Consider the following 16,070-nt stretch of genomic DNA (forward strand, 5'->3'; position numbering starts at 1 on the left):
ATTGTAATTTTAATACAACAAAAAATGAAAACAATTTTTATAACAGGTGCCTCTACAGGACTTGGAAAAACAACCGCTAAATTATTTCAAAGCAGAGGATGGAATGTAATTGCTACAATGAGAAATCCAGAAGCTGAAACCGAACTTCAAACATTAGACAATGTAACCTTGCTTCCATTAGATGTGACGAACCCTGAGCAGATCAAATCAACAGTAAAAAATGCCCTTGAGATTAGTGATATCGATTTAGTCTTTAATAATGCAGGCTACGGGTTAATCGGGCCTTTGGAAGCTTTAACGGATGATCAAATCGTTAAACAATTAAATACCAATTTATTAGGGGTTATCCGTGTGACCCAGGCTTTTATTCCTTATTTCAGAGAAAAAAGAGAAGGGATGTTTATCACAACGACTTCTATCGGTGGATTAATTGCTTTCCCATTAGGATCTACTTACCATGCTACCAAATGGGCATTGGAAGGATGGAGCGAAAGTCTTGCCTTTGAACTGAATACTTTTGGAGTGGATATAAAAACAGTATCTCCTGGTGGGATCAAGACCGACTTTATCAGCCGTTCCCTGGATATGGGTACACAACCGGAGTATGAACCTATGATCAATAAGATGTTCTCCAATACTGAAGTAATGATGGAAGGGGCTTCTGAACCTGAGCTGATTGCTGAAGTGGTATATGAAGCAGCAACAGACGGTAAAAAACAATTGAGATATGTTGCAGGCGCAGATGCTAATGCATTATATGCACAACGTCTTGAGTTGGGAGCAGAAGCATTCAGAGAACAATTCGGAAAGCAGTTTATCTAAAATCTATCTAAAAACAGCACAAATGTGAAAGAACTTGTGCTGTTTTTAACCTAAAATAATTCATACATTTATATTATGGAAAAGAAAGATAATGCTCCTTTTAAAATCTCATCCATATCCGAGCTGCATCAGATATTGAATGTTTCAAAACCTTTACATCCATTGATCAGTCTGGTTGATAACAGGGCAATGAGCGTTAATAAAGAAATGCTCAACCGGAATTTTGTTTTAAATTTTTATAAAATTTCCTACAAATTTTCTGAGAATGGTAAAATGGGATATGGTCAGGGTTATTATGACTTTAATGAAGGCGGAATGATGTTCACTGCTCCTAATCAGATTCTGTCTACTGAAGAGAATGCAGAATATCATGGCTATACCTTGTTTATACATCCGGATTTTATAAGAAACTATTCCCTTGCAAAGAATATTAAAAAGTATGGTTTCTTTTCCTATGATACCAATGAAGCGCTGCATTTATCTGATAAAGAAAAGAACCTTATCGTAGGGCTTTTGGATAATATTCAGGGCGAACTTAATACGGCTATCGATGAAATCAGTCAGGATGTGATCATCTCTTATATAGAAGTGTTACTGAATTACAGCAATAGATTTTATAAGCGACAGTTTATAACCCGTAAATCGGTGAACAGCGATCTGCTATCCAAAATGGAATATCTTCTGAATAATTACTTTGATGAACAGGAAACTTTGAACAAGGGTGTTCCGACAGTAGAATTTTTGGCATCAGAACTGAATCTTTCTCCACACTACTTAAGTGATATGCTTCGTAATCTTACCGGGCAAAATGCTCAGCAGCATATCCACACAAAACTGATTGAAAAAGCAAAAGAGTATCTCACTACAACGGGTCTCTCTGTTGCAGAGATAGCCTATCAGCTGGGATTTGAACATTCACAGTCTTTTAATAAATTATTCAAAAAGAAGACGAATACCACACCGTTACTCTTTAAACAGTCTTTCAATTAGCATCTAAAATAAGGAAGACATAAAAAATATTAATTAATTACGGTATGTCATTTAAATCATTAATATGATTTAAAATAAATGCTGCTCTTTTTTCAACGGAATCTAAAGGCACATCTACAACCTGATAACCATAAATAGAGTAGGTGTTTTTCATGCTGCTATAGGTTTCAAAAGCTTCTTCCCATGTTTGCTTTCTTTCTGCGTCGGTTTCATAAATTTCGGGCCATGGAGGAAGAATAAAGACAGTTGGATTATATTGATGGGTATCCACAATATTTTTCATCTCATTAGAAATTGCTAAACCTATCATATCAGCATAGCAATAGGCATCAATAATCCCGCGATCAAAGAAGATGAGGTTATTTTGATCCTGTGAAATGTTTTTAAAACTATTTACAGATGTATTGATCATAAGATGGGTGTAGAGTTCTTTATCTCTCCACGGTAGCCCTTCACCATTACTTTGCATCTGTTCTTTTATGATTTGCCTGGCATCTTCGTCTACGGTCCGATAGCCCATTTTTTCAAGTTGTTTCAGAAGTGTTGTTTTTCCAACACCAGGTCCTCCTGTAATAATATAAAAATTGTTCTTCTGATTCTTCATTACCATATTAAAAAGTTCTTTGCAGGAATTTTTTTATAACAGTTCCTGGCTTTTGTATCTGTTTCTATAATCTATAGGAGTCAGGCCCGTAATTCTTTTGAATACGGTTCTGAAAGATTTAAGATCATTGTAGCCTATACTGTAAGTGACATCAGCGATATTGGTTTCTCCGGCTTCGAGAGCCTTTTTGGCAGCTTCTACTTTTACCCGTTGTATATATTCTGTGGGATTCAGTGAGGTCGCATTTTTAAAGCGGCGGATGAAATTCCTCCTGCTCATATTCACCTGGTTGGCAATCTGCTCCACAGAGAGCTCTGTAGTAAATTCTTTTTCTATATAACTCTGTGCCTTATGAATGTCGTTATCATCATGACGGCGCTGACCTGAGAATATTGTAAAGACATTTTGGGAAGTCCTTCCATAATCTAATGCGTAATATTTGCTTAAAGATACAGATATTTCCTTACCACAGTTTTTTTCTATAAAATACAATACGGCATTCAGGGAAGAGAACCCTCCACCACCGGTAATGATTGCTTTTGAATGAGTAACCACATGATCAGGTTTAAAATCAATTAATGGATATCTCTGCTCAAGATCTTCCATTGCATCCCAATGGGAAGTGGCAGGCATATGGTCGAGAAGTCCACTTTCAGCTAAGAAATAAGCACCGGTACAAAGGCTGATGATTTCAGCTTTTTGCTTATATTTTTCTTTGATCCAGTCAACCAGTTTATAGTTCTTTAATAATAGGGTACGAATATCTTCTGATCCTGCTTTTATGGGAGGGACAATCACAACATCTGTGTCAAATTGTTCAGATAGTGTTTTGCTGCAGGTAAACTGCATATGAAGACTTGATTGTACATTGTTGAGATCTATACCGATAAGTTCGATATCGAAGGGAGGAGGAAATCCTTTTACGATGGCTGCATCATTAGCGCTGGAAAGCAATGCCGTTGTCGTAGAAATAGCTGTAGGCATTGCATCTTCATATACAAGTATTGAAATATGTTTCATGGATCGTGAGTTGGTATATCAAAATTACATAATAAATGGCACAAACTACACTGTTGATTGTCATTTATACGTTGTCTGCCTCTTTTGGAAAGTCTCTAATTTTACATAAAAATAAGTTATGAAAACAATATTTGAAACTACAACCAGAGAAGAATTGATCAGCCGGATCAATGCGCTTACAGATAAAAATACAGCCCAATGGGGAAAAATGAATCTCTATCAGATGACAAAACACTGCACAGTCTGGAACGACTGGGTTTTAGGAATCACCAAACATAGGTACAGACAGGAGTTACTTGGGAAGATATTTGGAAAAATGGCTTTGCGTAGTTTAATGAAAGAAGGAGCCATTATGGATAAAAATGTACCTGCCGGTGATTTTGCAATTAAAGAGCTTAATGGTGATACTGAATTGCAGAAAAAGATATGGTCTGAACAGATTGCTGCGTATGAACATTATTCAAATCCGGATTTTATTCATAGTTTTTTTGGTAAAATGAAAACTGATGAGCTGGGTATTTTTGTATATAAACATATGGATCATCATCTGCGCCAGTTTAATGCATGATTTCCTCAATCCGAAAGCTTACTCATTATTTATTCTTATATTGGTATTCTAATAATACAATTAATTGGAACCATGAAATATATATCTTCTATCTTTTTTTCATTTTTGATGATCGCCTGTAATGGCCAGGAGAAAATAGATTTAGCAAAACTGAACCTGAATGAACCCATCGAAAATATAATTGATTTTAAAGATAAAAATACGCTTGAAGTAAATACAGTCGAATATCCATTTTGTTTATTGACAGAAGGTCAGGATTCAGGGAAATTTACATTTGACGGAATTGATCTAAAGGGGCAGAAAATATTTTTTCAGATTAATTCTGAACGATTGAAAACAGACAGTATTACTAAGTTCGGGGGAGGACATTTTGATATGCAGGGGTTTAAAAACAAAACTGAACTTACCAGGATCCTAAAAGATTATAAAGCAGATCCGACCATCTATGGATTCAGAATGGAAATGAAAACACCCAATCTTAAAAAGGAAGTCCTGAAAAAGCTTGAAAACAAATATGGTAAAGGAATTAAAAATCCAAATACAGATCATGGATTCTATTGGAATTTGAAAAAAGAAAATAAATACATTTTCTATGCACCGGATTATGACAGACTCATTGTATTGAACAATACCAATTTATCAAAGAAATGCTATTGGGACAGTATGAATGGATTGATAGATTTTGGCGGATGTGACAATGAAGCATATACGAAGGACCTAACAAAAAATAGGACCGATTCTAAAGACATAAAGAATAAGCCGGTTTTAACCATTGATAAAAACTGGAATATCAGTGGCCTTACACTGGGAACTTCAAGTGAAGCTGATTTTGTTAAATCTTCTCTCAATAAAAATTTCGAAAGGATGATCACGACAAATCCAAAAGGAGAAATACAGGAATTGATGCAGCAAAATACCTACAATAATTTTCATTTCTATTTTACACCCGGTAAGAACGGAGAGAATGATCCTAAAAATAACATATTAAAAGGCTATGCTATCAATGATTTTGATGCAGTAGAGTTATCGTTTGAAAACCAGTTGAAAAAAGGAATGAAAGGAGCTGACGTCGTAAAGGTTTTAGGTGGAAATAATATTGAAGGGGATCCGGCATTAAGAAATTCTAATTATTTGGAGATTAAGAATGCTACCTATAAGATCAATTTAATATTCGATGACAATAAATTATTTTCAAGCATGTATGTGCTTAAAAAAGAATAGGAAAGATGGGCGGAAACTTTTTGGCTTTTTGTTTTAATTCCCTAGTTTCTGTAAAAAAAGATTAAGGTCTTCTTCTTTTTCTAACCCAAGTTTCTGTTTAACCCTGTAACGGCTCATTCGGACACTTTTAGGTTCGATATGCATTAATTGTGAAATTTGCCGGGTATCCATTTTAAGATAGAGGTAGGCACAAAGCTTCATATCCAGAAGGGTGAGCTTCTTTTGGGACTTTTCACTGATGAGGTTAAAGAAGTCCGGATGAATCTGTTGGATCTGTAATTTTGCATCTTCAAAATCATTGTCGAGAACCATTTCCTCTTTCACGATCTTTTGCATATTTAAAGAACTATCATCCGCCAGCTTGTCTTTTATGGTGTGCAGCATTCGGTTTTTATGTTCCAGCTGAAGGACGTTAGCCATTGCTTCTTTCTGCAATTGCTGTTGTTGGGCTTCCAGCAGTTGTTGCTCTGCTTTTAAACGGGCCTGTTCCTCCTTTTCTAATTTCATCTGCATTTCAGATTCCTGCTTTTCTAATTGAAGCTGCTTTTCGCGTTCTAATGACAGACGCAGTTTGAAGTGATAAGAACGGAACATAAAAAGGAGCCCAATGACACAGGCAATCACAATGCATATATATAAATAGTTCTGGACTTTACGGCTCGCTTCTCTTTCTTTTAAAATCCTGACTTCATTATTTTTTTTCTCTGTTTCAAATTGTATTTCCAGCTTTTGAGCATTGAGAGCTTGTTTTTGATTAAAATTCTTATTGCTATACTCAGTTACTTCCTCCTGGTAGCTGAAAGCTTTCTCGAAGTTACCCTGCTTTTTGTAAAAGTTGGATAAAGATTGGGCAATGTTGATCAGAGTATAGTAATAGGGGGCTTTGTCTGCCTTCATCAAATCATAGGCTTCTAATAAATAAGTTTCTGCCATGGCAGTATTCCCGTTTCTGGAAGCGTATTCGCTCAGTAAGCCCAAACTGCTTGCTTTAACCTCCGAAGAATTAGGATTGTCTTTTAAAATATTCCCAGCTGTTTGTGCATAAGAAATAGCAGTCTTTTCTGCATTTTTATCATTATTGGGAAAATATTTGAAATATACGTCGGCGATATTAATACAGGTTATTGCATAGGTATAATTTGATATTTGTGTTGGGTGTTTAAAGTAAAGAGCCTCCGATTTTTTTAGATAAAATAGAATACTGTCGAGTTCTTTTTTATCTTGAGAAGCATTGTAGTTGTATTCATGAGCTACTGACAAGGCAGCATAGGAATTACTCAGTAGGTTATAATCCTTTGTTTTTAATGCATTTTCAGTTGCTTTACGTGCATAGTTGTTGACCTGAGCCACGTTGTTCCAAGTGGAATGAGCGGCATAAAGCTGGTAATACAGTTTAGAGGCAATATAGGGATCAGGTGATTTTTCCAATTCTTTTAATCCCAGTTGGCAAAATTTGATTTTTTTTTCAGGATCATCCAGTGTTTTATAGAGAAAAGCCTTTGCGTAATAAGCAGATGCCATTGCTACAGGATTTTTAGCTTGTTGGGCGATGACAATCGCAGAATCACTTAGTGGTTTCAAAGATGCTATTTGCTGATTATTGGCTTTTATAACGGTGAGAACGGTATATGCCTTGGTTGCCTCAAGATAATTTTTATATCGTAAAGCTATGCGTGCGCTTTCTCTTGCAGTATTTTCCGCCGCAGAATAATTCCTGTTTATTCTATAAGCCTCTGCGAGACGATTTAACAAGGCTGGTTTGTACTGTTCATCCAGATTGGTATTGTTAATAACCGACTGTAAACTGTCTGTATACAAACCTTGGGAAAAACCACTGATGCTGATACTAAAACAGAGACAAATAAATAATTTATAGAATACAGATTTCATATACTTAAAATTAAGATAAATTGTTAAATCCATGTATAAAACTTCATAAATATGACAAAGTATAACTGTTTGTAAAGTGTTGGAAACCAATTTTATTCAAATCTTGTAGTCGTATTGTAGATGCTTTTTACAGGAAGGTAGATGCTTTGTAGCATGGGAAGGTTAGGAAATCACAGTGGATTAATTGAATATTTGTAACAGCAATACTGCTATACAATTAAACATCAAATTTATGAACAACAAAACTTTATCCATCATTTCCTATATTACCCCTCTAGGCTGGATCTTAGCTTATTTTTTAGGAAGAGACAATGCAGATTCACTGCTTAAATACCATTTAAGACAATCATTAGGGCTTATGCTTATTAGTATTATTTTCAATATTATCATGAGAATCCTGGTTTCTATAACACCTCTTTTATCATTTTTAGGAATTGCAGGGCTTCTGATTATTATATTCTGGATATTAGGAATGATCAACGCAGCCAATGGTGCTGAAAAACCGGTTCCTATATTGGGTAAAATGTTTGAGGACAAATTTGCTTTTATAGGGTAAGAATGTAGGCTAATAAAATTGAGATGAAAGATTATAAATATTTTATACAGGAAGGGAGCAGGTTTCATTTGAAAACCAAAATGTCAACTGCTGTTTTACGGGTGATTGCCTGCCTGATTATAGGTATTGCCTTATATTGTCTTATTCCTGCTGAAAAAAAGATTGGTCTATGGGCAGCATTACTGTTTGTATTTTTTGCTTTGGTGAATCTATTAAAGACAACAAAAAGACTGGTTATCGATACACAGGCTAAAACAATAACCCATAAAAACAACATACTCAGTGGAGAGGTTGTTTATCGTTTTGAAGATTTTATCCAGTTTTATGTATTGGTAGGAAAGTATTTATTTATCACAATGGATAGTACAGCCTTTTTTATATTCGATCAAAATGGTAAAGAAAAAAGAGTTCCAATTATTGTAGGATTATTTGGATCCAAAACAGTACAGGCTGCTATTAATGAGATCAGTGAAATCATGAATATTGAAGAAAGATAACTGAAAACTGAAATGGAAAAATATAAATTGCACATAACCCCAACAGAGCTTAGTATAAAACCCTATTTTGCCTATATGCCAAAAATTATAGTTTTTGCAGTTTTAGCGGTTTTGATATTTTGTTTTGTACCCTTTTTACATCAAGTCAATTATAATATCAGATATACCTCTTATGGTATCGGTGGGGTTATGCTTTTTTATTCCATATATGATTATATTTTCCATGCCAGTGTGGAATTTTTATTTGATAAAAAAACAAACAGCATCTACAAAGTTTATTTATTTTCAATTAAAAAAAGACTGATGGCATTGGATGAAATGACCATTATTAATACAGCAGAATATGGTGATATGACCTATGCCATAGGTAAAAAGAGAGAACAGTTTTTGAAAAACTATCCGATTAGTGATGCTTTTTCGGGAAGTAAAAGAAGTATAAAGCGGGAAACAGAATATGCAGAACATATACTCAGTCCCTTACTTCAGTTTGTAAATAGTCCGTAACTTTAAGAATAAGTAAAATTCATAATACCAGATCAATATGAATATGAAAAAAGGCTTTGGCATATTTTGGATGCTTTATATGTTGTTTTTTGCAATTCCATTTCCTATGATTTTGTATTATAACATCAAGAGTGATGGCCCAGCTAATCTGAACCTCATTAATCCATGGCTTGCTTTGGGGGTTCTGGCACTGTCTGTTGTTTTGTGGATCATTACTCTGGTCGGTTATTTTCGAAAATGGGTCTTATCTAATTTTACAGCAAAAAAAAATATTGAATATTTAAATAAAAATGGAATACACAGAAAAGCCGAAATAAAAGAAGCGGTAAAAGTATCCAAAGATGGAAGTAAATATGATTCCTACGAATTAAAGCTTTTATTTAAAAATTTAGTAGACACCGAAATCCTTCAAAAAGCATTTGTAAACGATTCGAAACCTCAACAGCGTCGTTTCGAGTCCGGAAAAAAGATAGACATCCTTATTGATAAAGAGGTGAAAAGGATACCTTACTTCATTTTTGCGGGAACAGAAGCAACAATAAATGTCCCTGTTATTTTTCTTATCTGTTTGGGATGGCTCACGCTTGTTGTTCTTGTTTCAGGCTATTATATGTACTCATATCTTACAGAAAATATGGGAATGGGATGGCGTTTTATAGCCTTTTGGCATCCTCTGGTTCTTTGCCCCGCCATACTTTTATTATACAGAGTAGGTTTGTCATTTATTTTCAAGCTCGCAGGTGGTGGTAAGAAAGGGGAAGCAGAACTTATTAAGTTTAAGGGAATCAAAACTACTGCAAATTTGCTCAGTGTCAACCAAACCGGAACCTATATCAATGAACAGCCTATGGTTCTTTTTAAAATAGAATATGTTGACTACCAAAATCGGACAAGAAGATCAGAACTGAAAAAAATTGTAAATCTCCTTGAGCTTGATGTTGTAAGGCAGCCCACCATCGATATTTTTTATTTGAAAGAAAACCCGGATCGGATTGCTTTCGCGTCAGATCTGAATGAAATAAGTTAACGCCATGAAAAAATCAATCATCATAAGTATCAGCGGTATTCTTTTAATAAGTTGCGACCAGATTTCTAAGAGTATAAAAGATACGCTTAAATCTGCTCCCGTAGACAGTACAGCCTATGTGGAAAGAGAAGAAGAAGCTCCTAAAAGTCCATTTGATCCTGCTGTAGAGCGACAGATTGATCAGGCACAGCGTCTGGTTAATACCATAATGGAAAAGAATCATCCAACCCATGTTCAGCACCCGAAAGAAGGTAAAAACACTAATTTTCTAACCAATGAACAAAAATTAAATAAAGCTGAGGAAGCATTGAAAAAACTTCCTCAGTACATGGGGAAAGAGATTTTTGTTTATTCAACAATCAGTTTTTATGATGATGGCAGGATTCACCTTATGCTTCAGCATCCTAAAAATCCTGAATATGTGGATAATTATGACTATAAAGATGGTAACTGGTCTGAACCAACACCAGAACAATTATCTGTAAAAGATGATATTAAAACCAGATTAGTCTCTTTAAATAAGATACCATTTAGCAATATAGCAAGGGCTGCAACAATCTATAAGGAGAAATCCTCAAAAATAGAGGGGGCAGAACCCATTACAAACATCTATATTTCCGTCTGGAAAAATACATTAAGGTGGTATCCTTCCAGTATCAGTGGAAGTAGGGAGCGCTATTCTATTGAATTGAACGAAAATGGAACGTTAAAGAAGTTTGAGAATAAATAAAGCTGCATTAATAAAAGAATCCGCTCTTTAGAAGCGGATTCAGTAGATAAATACATCTCATTTTTTTAATTAGACAACAATAAAAAGCACAGCCGACAATGCTGTGCTTAAATTTTTATAAATTTAATTGCAATTTCAAAGCTGAAAAAAGCAAAAAATGATTTCATTTCAGTTGTATTACATAGTAAATGTAGGAATATTTTTAATACAAAACATGAATTAAATGTTAAAATTCACAAGTTATCCACATTTTTTTGTGGATAACTCTGTGTTCCAATTTTTTAGAGGTATTTATTTATACAATTGTTTAATATTTACATATTATTTCAAAGAATAAAAGAAAGATCTTATTTCATTTGCAAAGATATCAGGGACCTCCAATGCTGCAAAATGACCTCCTTTATCCAGCTTTTTAAAAGACACGACATTTACAAAACGTTCTGCCCATTCACGAGGAAATTGAGCTTCGCGAGGAAGAACTACGATTCCTGCAGGAACATTGCTTTTTTGCAAAGGCTGAGAACCTCCCCATTGTGCAATAGCATCAGCTTTATACATTCTCATGGATGAGCCGATTGTTTGGGTGATCCAATAGATCATGATATTAGTTAGAAGTTCATCTTTTCCACCAAAAGCTGTTTCAATAAGCTCGGGTGGAGCACCGGCATTTCCAAAACTGATGATCCAGGATGCTAAGCCAACAGGGGAGTCATTGAGGGCGTAGGCCAGAGATTGAGGTTTTGTGGCATGAACCATTGCATATGCTCCTTCTGAATACCACCATTGCTGTACAAACTGTGCGAATTTTGTTTCTTCTTCGCTCATAGTAGATGGATCTTCCTGTCCCATCGGATAACCGATATCTGTGAAATGTACACCTTGAAGAATATCCGGATATTTTGAAGCCAAAGCTTTGGTAACTCCCATTCCTACATCTCCACCCGCTGCACAGAATTTTTTGTATCCTAATGTTTCTGTCATTAACTTAACCCATAAATCCGCAACAGCCTCACTGCTTACGGCAACTTTATCTGAAAAGCCAAATCCAGGAATAGAAGGGATAATGAGATCAAAACTTTGCTCTCCTTCGGTAAGCAAAGGGATAATTTTATGGAACCGGTAAAAGCTGTCCGGCCAGCCATGAGTTAATAATAAAGGGATAGAACTACTTCCTTTCCCTTTTATGTATTGGAAGTGGATATGAATTCCTTCTATTTCAGCAATGTATTGCGGATACAGATTCAATTGGTTTTCATATTTTTTCCAATCATATTCATTGATCCAATAATCAGCAAATTCTTTCAGGTATTTTTCACTTGTCCCAAAGTGCCAGTCGGAGCCTTCTGCTTCACCCGGCCAACGGGTACCTTGAATACGCTGTTTCAGATCGTTGAGAACAGCATCTGAAATATTTACAGTAAATGGTTTCATAATATTTGAGTTTTGGTTTAAAAGAATAAATACAAGCGGAAAGGGTACATTTATTTTGCTGTAATACCTACTTTAATGTTCTGCCTTCCAAGTAGTAACAAATATAATATAATTCTTCATTGATTGAATAAAACCATAATAATTTGAAGTTTAATTGCTATGCTATTTTAAATTAAATAGTTATATTTACATCATCAAAATCTCTTTATAAATATCAGATATCATTCAAATGTAATTCTATATTTGGAAACTTTGGGTTCAAACTCCTGAACCTATAATCATTTATATTTTAAATCTAAAGACAAACCGGTAATCTCATATTTTAACCTGTTTGTGTATACAATAACATTAAAGAGATTTCTATGAAAACAAATACAATAGCCATCATTGGCGGAACCGGAAAATCCGGAAAATATCTTGTACAGCAGCTTTTACAAAAAGGATATCCTATCAGTGTACTATTAAGAAATCCTGAAAATTTTAAAATTGAAAACCCGTTAATTGAAATAGTAAAGGGAGATGCGAGAGATTATAATTCGATCAATACTTTAATCAAAGATTGTGATGTTGTCATAAGTGCTTTAGGCCAACCCATTGGAGAGGCATCTATTTTCAGTGATGCGGCGAAAAATATTACTCAATCTATGATTTCACATGGTATAAAGAGGTATATCGTCATAGCAGGATTAAATGTAGATACTCCCTTTGATAAGAAAAGTATCAGAGTACAACAGGCTACGGACTGGATGTATAAGAACTATCCTGAAACAACTGCAGACAGACAGGCAGAGTACGAAATTCTTACAAAATCTGGTCTGGATTGGACGTTGGTGAGGCTTCCTTTAATAATCCAAACCAGTGAACGCTTTAATATGCAAACTAGCCTGGAAGATTGTAAAGGAGAAAATATCAGTGCAACCGATCTGGCGGAATTTTTAATTTCTCAAATTGAAGATAGAGATTATATTAAGCAAAGTCCTTTTTTGTATAATATATTTTAAGCCCCTTAAAGAAGAAAGTTTGATTCAAATTAGGGATTAAAAAAACAGAGAGTCAATTTTTGACTCTCTGTTTATATTTTAGCCTTCCAGCTTTTCTTTAATATATTTTGCTGTATGTGATTTTTTATTTTTGGCCAATTCTTCCGGTGTTCCGGCGAAAACCACTTCTCCACCGTATTTCCCGGCTTCCGGGCCAATATCGATAATATGATCGGCAGATTTAATGATATCAGGCTGATGCTCGATTACGATTACAGAATGTCCAAGGTTAATAAGAGCTTGAAGAGATTTCAGTAATTTCTGAATATCATGGAAATGAAGTCCAGTAGACGGTTCGTCAAAAATGAATAAGGTCTTATCCGTGGTCACTCCTTTTACCAGGAAAGAAGCAAGTTTCACACGCTGTGCTTCACCACCTGAAAGGGTAGAAGAGCTTTGTCCCAGTTGTAAATATCCTAAACCAACTTCCTGTAATGGTTTTAATTTGGTTACAATTTTTTCTTCGTGATTCTCTTTGAAGAACTCTAAAGCTTCATCCACTGTCATGTGAAGGATATCAGAAATGTTTTTCTCATCGAATTTCACTTCAAGGATTTCATTCTTGAAACGGGTTCCTTTACACGTTTCACATTCCAGTTCGATATCCGCCATAAACTGCATGGAAACATTGATGACCCCTTCTCCTTTACATTCATCACATCGCCCGCCATCTACGTTGAAAGAGAAGTGTTTGGGTTTATACCCCATCATTTTAGACATTTTCTGCTTAGCAAACAAATCTCTTATGTCATCATAGGCTTTAAGATAGGTAACAGGGTTTGAACGGGAAGACTTTCCAATTGGATTCTGGTCGATCAGTTCAATATTCTTAATCAACTTTTTAGGAAACTCTACGGAATCATAATCACCTTTTTTTCCACCCATGCCTAACTGTATCTGGATGTCGTTGGTCAGAATTTCTTTCATCAAAGTAGATTTACCACTTCCTGAAACCCCCGAAATCACTACAAGGCTTTCTAAAGGAACATCTACATCAATATTTTTAAGATTGTTTTGTCTCGCTCCTTTAATGTGGATCCATTCTTTGGCCTTTCTTCTTTTTTCAGGAACTTTGATTTCCAATCTTCCTGTTAAATATTTTGAAGTGAGTGTATCTGCATTTTTTAATTCTTTATAGTCACCTGCAAAAACAAGCTCTCCACCAAGATAACCAGCTTCCGGGCCAATATCAATAATATAGTCTGCCGCTCTCATTACATCTTCATCGTGTTCAACAACGATAACAGTATTGCCGAGGTCACGGAGATTTTTCAAAACACCGATTAAATTTTCAGTGTCTCTGGAATGTAATCCAATAGATGGTTCATCAAGAATATAAATAGAACCGACCAATGAACTTCCTAAACTTGTGGCAAGATTGATTCTCTGGCTTTCCCCTCCGGAAAGCGTGTTTGAAGTCCTGTTGAGGGTTAGATATCCTAATCCAACTTTTAATAAGAATTCCAGGCGGGTGGTAATCTCATATAAAAGCCTTTTAGCTACTTCCTGGTCATGCTCTGAAAGTTTTAAAGTATTGATTAAAGGGAAAAGTTCATCCAATGGTAATTCAATGGTGGATTGAATGTTATGTCCATCAATCTTTACCCAACTGGTTTCTTCACGAAGCCTGAGCCCTTCGCAAGTCGGACAGAGTGTTTTTCCACGATAACGCGAAAGCATTACACGATATTGAATCTTATATAAGTTTTCCTCAAGCATTTTGAAGAAATTATTGATCGATGGAAAGCTGTTGCTGCCATCTCCCTTCCACAAAAAACTTTTCTGTTCTTTTGTTAACTGATGATAAGGCTTATGGATCGGGAAGTCACCTGCTTTTTTTATAAATGATTTTTTCCACTCGCTCATTGTTTCTCCTCTCCATGAAACCACAGCATCTTCATAAATAGAAAGTGTTTTATTCGGAATGACAAGATCTTCATCAATTCCAATTACTTTCCCATAACCCTCACAGGTTGGACACGCTCCATATGGGTTATTAAAGCTGAAGAAATGAACATTTGGCTCAAGAAATTCTATTCCATCCAATTCAAATTTGTTGGAAAACTCTCTTACCTTGCCTGTTTCAATATTTTTAAGAGAACAATATCCGCGACCTTCATAAAAAGCCATTTGAATAGAATCTGCCAATCTTTGAAGAAAGCTTTCATCTTCTTCATAAGCAAAACGGTCGATGACTAGATTAATGACCATTCCTTTTTCCGGAGTAAAACCAAAGCTTTCTAAATCCTCAATTCCGGCTACATTCTCATTGATCTCAAGTCTTGTAAAACCTGCCAGTTTTAAGACATTTAAATTTTCAGTAAAATTGTCGATATCATATTCTAAAGGAGCCGTTAGAAGAAAAGAAGCGTCTTTCTTTGAAGCTTTAATAAAATCCACTACATCAGTAACTGAATCTTTTTTCACTTCTTCCCCCGAAACAGGAGAAAATGTTTTTCCGATCCTTGCGAATAAAAGCTTCATATAATCATAGATCTCTGTGGAAGTTCCTACTGTAGAACGGGGATTGGATGAAATTACTTTTTGCTGGATCGCAATCGAAGGAGCCAGACCTTTAATATCATCCACTTTCGGTTTCTCCAGTTTACCTAAAAACTGCCGTGCATATGAACTTAAACTCTCAACGTATCTTCTTTGTCCCTCAGCATAAATGGTGTCAAACGCTAATGAAGATTTTCCACTTCCGGATACTCCAGTAATGACGATCAGTTTATTTTTAGGAATTAATACATCGATGTGCTTCAGGTTGTTAAGATGTGCGTTTTTAACAAATACCTGTTTTTTTATATCTATTTCTGTAATTGATGCCATAGTAAAATTAAGACCAACAAAAATACGAATTTTTAACTGATTTTTTTATTATAAATGTGTCCTTTACCATTCAAAAAATCTATTAAACAGTCTGTTAATATTTTTATAATTAAATAAACAAAAGGAGTCAACAGGCTTCACATTTAACATAAAATACATTTCATCAGGCTTATGAAAAAATGTAATCGATTTTTTCAATAATTACAAAATCGCTGGCTTATTTTGTAGAGTACACTGAATATAATATTTTTAAACAATACTGAATTATCTTTAAATAAAGGATTTTTGTAAATAGAAAGAATTGAATAATTACAGCTAAAAAGATTAAAATTGTTGAA

General features: G+C 35.0%; 15 protein-coding genes. 10 read left to right on the top strand and 5 right to left on the bottom strand.

Translation table 11 applies throughout. The features are described from left to right. Positions 1-24 precede the first annotated feature (24 nt). Positions 25-822: an SDR family oxidoreductase gene (locus CEY12_RS02545; protein WP_089026198.1), complete on the top strand. Its 798-nt coding sequence runs from the start codon at positions 25-27 to the stop codon at positions 820-822. 75 nt (positions 823-897) lie between these two features. Beyond that, positions 898-1,812, top strand: a complete 915-nt coding sequence (locus CEY12_RS02550; protein WP_089026199.1) for a helix-turn-helix domain-containing protein — start codon at positions 898-900, stop codon at positions 1,810-1,812. Between the two features lie 37 nt (positions 1,813-1,849). Here the strand turns inward: CEY12_RS02550 and CEY12_RS02555 are convergent, their stop codons facing one another. Then, the gene (locus CEY12_RS02555) at positions 1,850-2,416 is read right to left on the bottom strand and encodes an AAA family ATPase (RefSeq protein WP_089029758.1); all 567 of its coding nucleotides are present in this window, start codon (positions 2,414-2,416) and stop codon (positions 1,850-1,852) included. Positions 2,417-2,449: 33 nt separating this feature from the next. Next, on the bottom strand, positions 2,450-3,436 hold the full coding sequence (locus tag CEY12_RS02560; protein ID WP_089026200.1) for a GlxA family transcriptional regulator: 987 nt from the start codon (positions 3,434-3,436) through the stop codon (positions 2,450-2,452). Positions 3,437-3,554: 118 nt separating this feature from the next. On the opposite strand from CEY12_RS02560, the gene CEY12_RS02565 reads away from it, so the two are divergent. Continuing rightward, positions 3,555-4,004, top strand: coding sequence for a DUF1569 domain-containing protein (locus tag CEY12_RS02565; RefSeq protein WP_089026201.1), 450 nt, complete (start codon positions 3,555-3,557; stop codon positions 4,002-4,004). Positions 4,005-4,076: 72 nt separating this feature from the next. After that, positions 4,077-5,225, top strand: coding sequence for a hypothetical protein (locus tag CEY12_RS02570; RefSeq protein WP_089026202.1), 1,149 nt, complete (start codon positions 4,077-4,079; stop codon positions 5,223-5,225). A gap of 33 nt (positions 5,226-5,258) precedes the next feature. Here CEY12_RS02570 and CEY12_RS02575 read toward each other — a convergent pair whose 3' ends face one another. After that, positions 5,259-7,115 (bottom strand): helix-turn-helix transcriptional regulator, encoded by a 1,857-nt coding sequence (locus tag CEY12_RS02575; protein WP_089029759.1) that lies wholly within the window; start codon positions 7,113-7,115, stop codon positions 5,259-5,261. Positions 7,116-7,347: 232 nt separating this feature from the next. On the opposite strand from CEY12_RS02575, the gene CEY12_RS02580 reads away from it, so the two are divergent. From CEY12_RS02580 to CEY12_RS02600, 5 genes are read left to right on the top strand one after another with little or no spacing between them, the layout of a single operon-like run. After that, positions 7,348-7,671: an import component protein gene (locus tag CEY12_RS02580; protein ID WP_089029760.1), complete on the top strand. Its 324-nt coding sequence runs from the start codon at positions 7,348-7,350 to the stop codon at positions 7,669-7,671. Positions 7,672-7,694: 23 nt separating this feature from the next. Then, positions 7,695-8,168, top strand: a complete 474-nt coding sequence (locus CEY12_RS02585; RefSeq protein ID WP_089026203.1) for a hypothetical protein — start codon at positions 7,695-7,697, stop codon at positions 8,166-8,168. 12 nt (positions 8,169-8,180) lie between these two features. Beyond that, positions 8,181-8,672, top strand: a complete 492-nt coding sequence (locus CEY12_RS02590) for a hypothetical protein (RefSeq protein WP_172821002.1) — start codon at positions 8,181-8,183, stop codon at positions 8,670-8,672. A 43-nt stretch (positions 8,673-8,715) separates the two neighbouring features. Continuing rightward, positions 8,716-9,699 carry a hypothetical protein gene (locus CEY12_RS02595; RefSeq protein ID WP_089029761.1) on the top strand — a complete coding sequence of 328 codons (984 nt, stop codon included), beginning with the start codon at positions 8,716-8,718 and terminating at the stop codon, positions 9,697-9,699. Positions 9,700-9,703: 4 nt separating this feature from the next. Further along, positions 9,704-10,429: a hypothetical protein gene (locus CEY12_RS02600; protein WP_089026205.1), complete on the top strand. Its 726-nt coding sequence runs from the start codon at positions 9,704-9,706 to the stop codon at positions 10,427-10,429. A gap of 321 nt (positions 10,430-10,750) precedes the next feature. Here CEY12_RS02600 and CEY12_RS02605 read toward each other — a convergent pair whose 3' ends face one another. Next, entirely contained in the window at positions 10,751-11,860 is a 1,110-nt protein-coding gene (locus CEY12_RS02605) for an epoxide hydrolase family protein (protein ID WP_089026206.1), read from the bottom strand. A gap of 362 nt (positions 11,861-12,222) precedes the next feature. On the opposite strand from CEY12_RS02605, the gene CEY12_RS02610 reads away from it, so the two are divergent. Then, positions 12,223-12,861 carry an NAD(P)-dependent oxidoreductase gene (locus tag CEY12_RS02610; RefSeq protein WP_089026207.1) on the top strand — a complete coding sequence of 213 codons (639 nt, stop codon included), beginning with the start codon at positions 12,223-12,225 and terminating at the stop codon, positions 12,859-12,861. A 78-nt stretch (positions 12,862-12,939) separates the two neighbouring features. Here CEY12_RS02610 and uvrA read toward each other — a convergent pair whose 3' ends face one another. Next, positions 12,940-15,732: an excinuclease ABC subunit UvrA gene (gene uvrA, locus CEY12_RS02615; RefSeq protein ID WP_089026208.1), complete on the bottom strand. Its 2,793-nt coding sequence runs from the start codon at positions 15,730-15,732 to the stop codon at positions 12,940-12,942. Between the last annotated feature and the right edge of the window lie 338 nt (positions 15,733-16,070).

Origin of the sequence: Chryseobacterium sp. T16E-39, assembly GCF_002216065.1 — a bacterium.
Lineage (GTDB): Bacteria > Bacteroidota > Bacteroidia > Flavobacteriales > Weeksellaceae > Chryseobacterium.

Excerpts from the sequence above, each read along its gene's own strand:
- CEY12_RS02545 (WP_089026198.1), top strand. The coding sequence starts at position 25 with ATGAAAACAATTTTTATAACAGGTGCCTCTACAGGACTTGGAAAAACA.
- CEY12_RS02550 (WP_089026199.1), top strand. The coding sequence starts at position 898 with ATGGAAAAGAAAGATAATGCTCCTTTTAAAATCTCATCCATATCCGAG.
- CEY12_RS02555 (WP_089029758.1), bottom strand. The coding sequence starts at position 2,416 with ATGAAGAATCAGAAGAACAATTTTTATATTATTACAGGAGGACCTGGT.
- CEY12_RS02560 (WP_089026200.1), bottom strand. The coding sequence starts at position 3,436 with ATGAAACATATTTCAATACTTGTATATGAAGATGCAATGCCTACAGCT.
- CEY12_RS02565 (WP_089026201.1), top strand. The coding sequence starts at position 3,555 with ATGAAAACAATATTTGAAACTACAACCAGAGAAGAATTGATCAGCCGG.
- CEY12_RS02570 (WP_089026202.1), top strand. The coding sequence starts at position 4,077 with ATGAAATATATATCTTCTATCTTTTTTTCATTTTTGATGATCGCCTGT.
- CEY12_RS02575 (WP_089029759.1), bottom strand. The coding sequence starts at position 7,115 with ATGAAATCTGTATTCTATAAATTATTTATTTGTCTCTGTTTTAGTATC.
- CEY12_RS02580 (WP_089029760.1), top strand. The coding sequence starts at position 7,348 with ATGAACAACAAAACTTTATCCATCATTTCCTATATTACCCCTCTAGGC.
- CEY12_RS02585 (WP_089026203.1), top strand. The coding sequence starts at position 7,695 with ATGAAAGATTATAAATATTTTATACAGGAAGGGAGCAGGTTTCATTTG.
- CEY12_RS02590 (WP_172821002.1), top strand. The coding sequence starts at position 8,181 with ATGGAAAAATATAAATTGCACATAACCCCAACAGAGCTTAGTATAAAA.
- CEY12_RS02595 (WP_089029761.1), top strand. The coding sequence starts at position 8,716 with ATGAAAAAAGGCTTTGGCATATTTTGGATGCTTTATATGTTGTTTTTT.
- CEY12_RS02600 (WP_089026205.1), top strand. The coding sequence starts at position 9,704 with ATGAAAAAATCAATCATCATAAGTATCAGCGGTATTCTTTTAATAAGT.
- CEY12_RS02605 (WP_089026206.1), bottom strand. The coding sequence starts at position 11,860 with ATGAAACCATTTACTGTAAATATTTCAGATGCTGTTCTCAACGATCTG.
- CEY12_RS02610 (WP_089026207.1), top strand. The coding sequence starts at position 12,223 with ATGAAAACAAATACAATAGCCATCATTGGCGGAACCGGAAAATCCGGA.
- uvrA (WP_089026208.1), bottom strand. The coding sequence starts at position 15,732 with ATGGCATCAATTACAGAAATAGATATAAAAAAACAGGTATTTGTTAAA.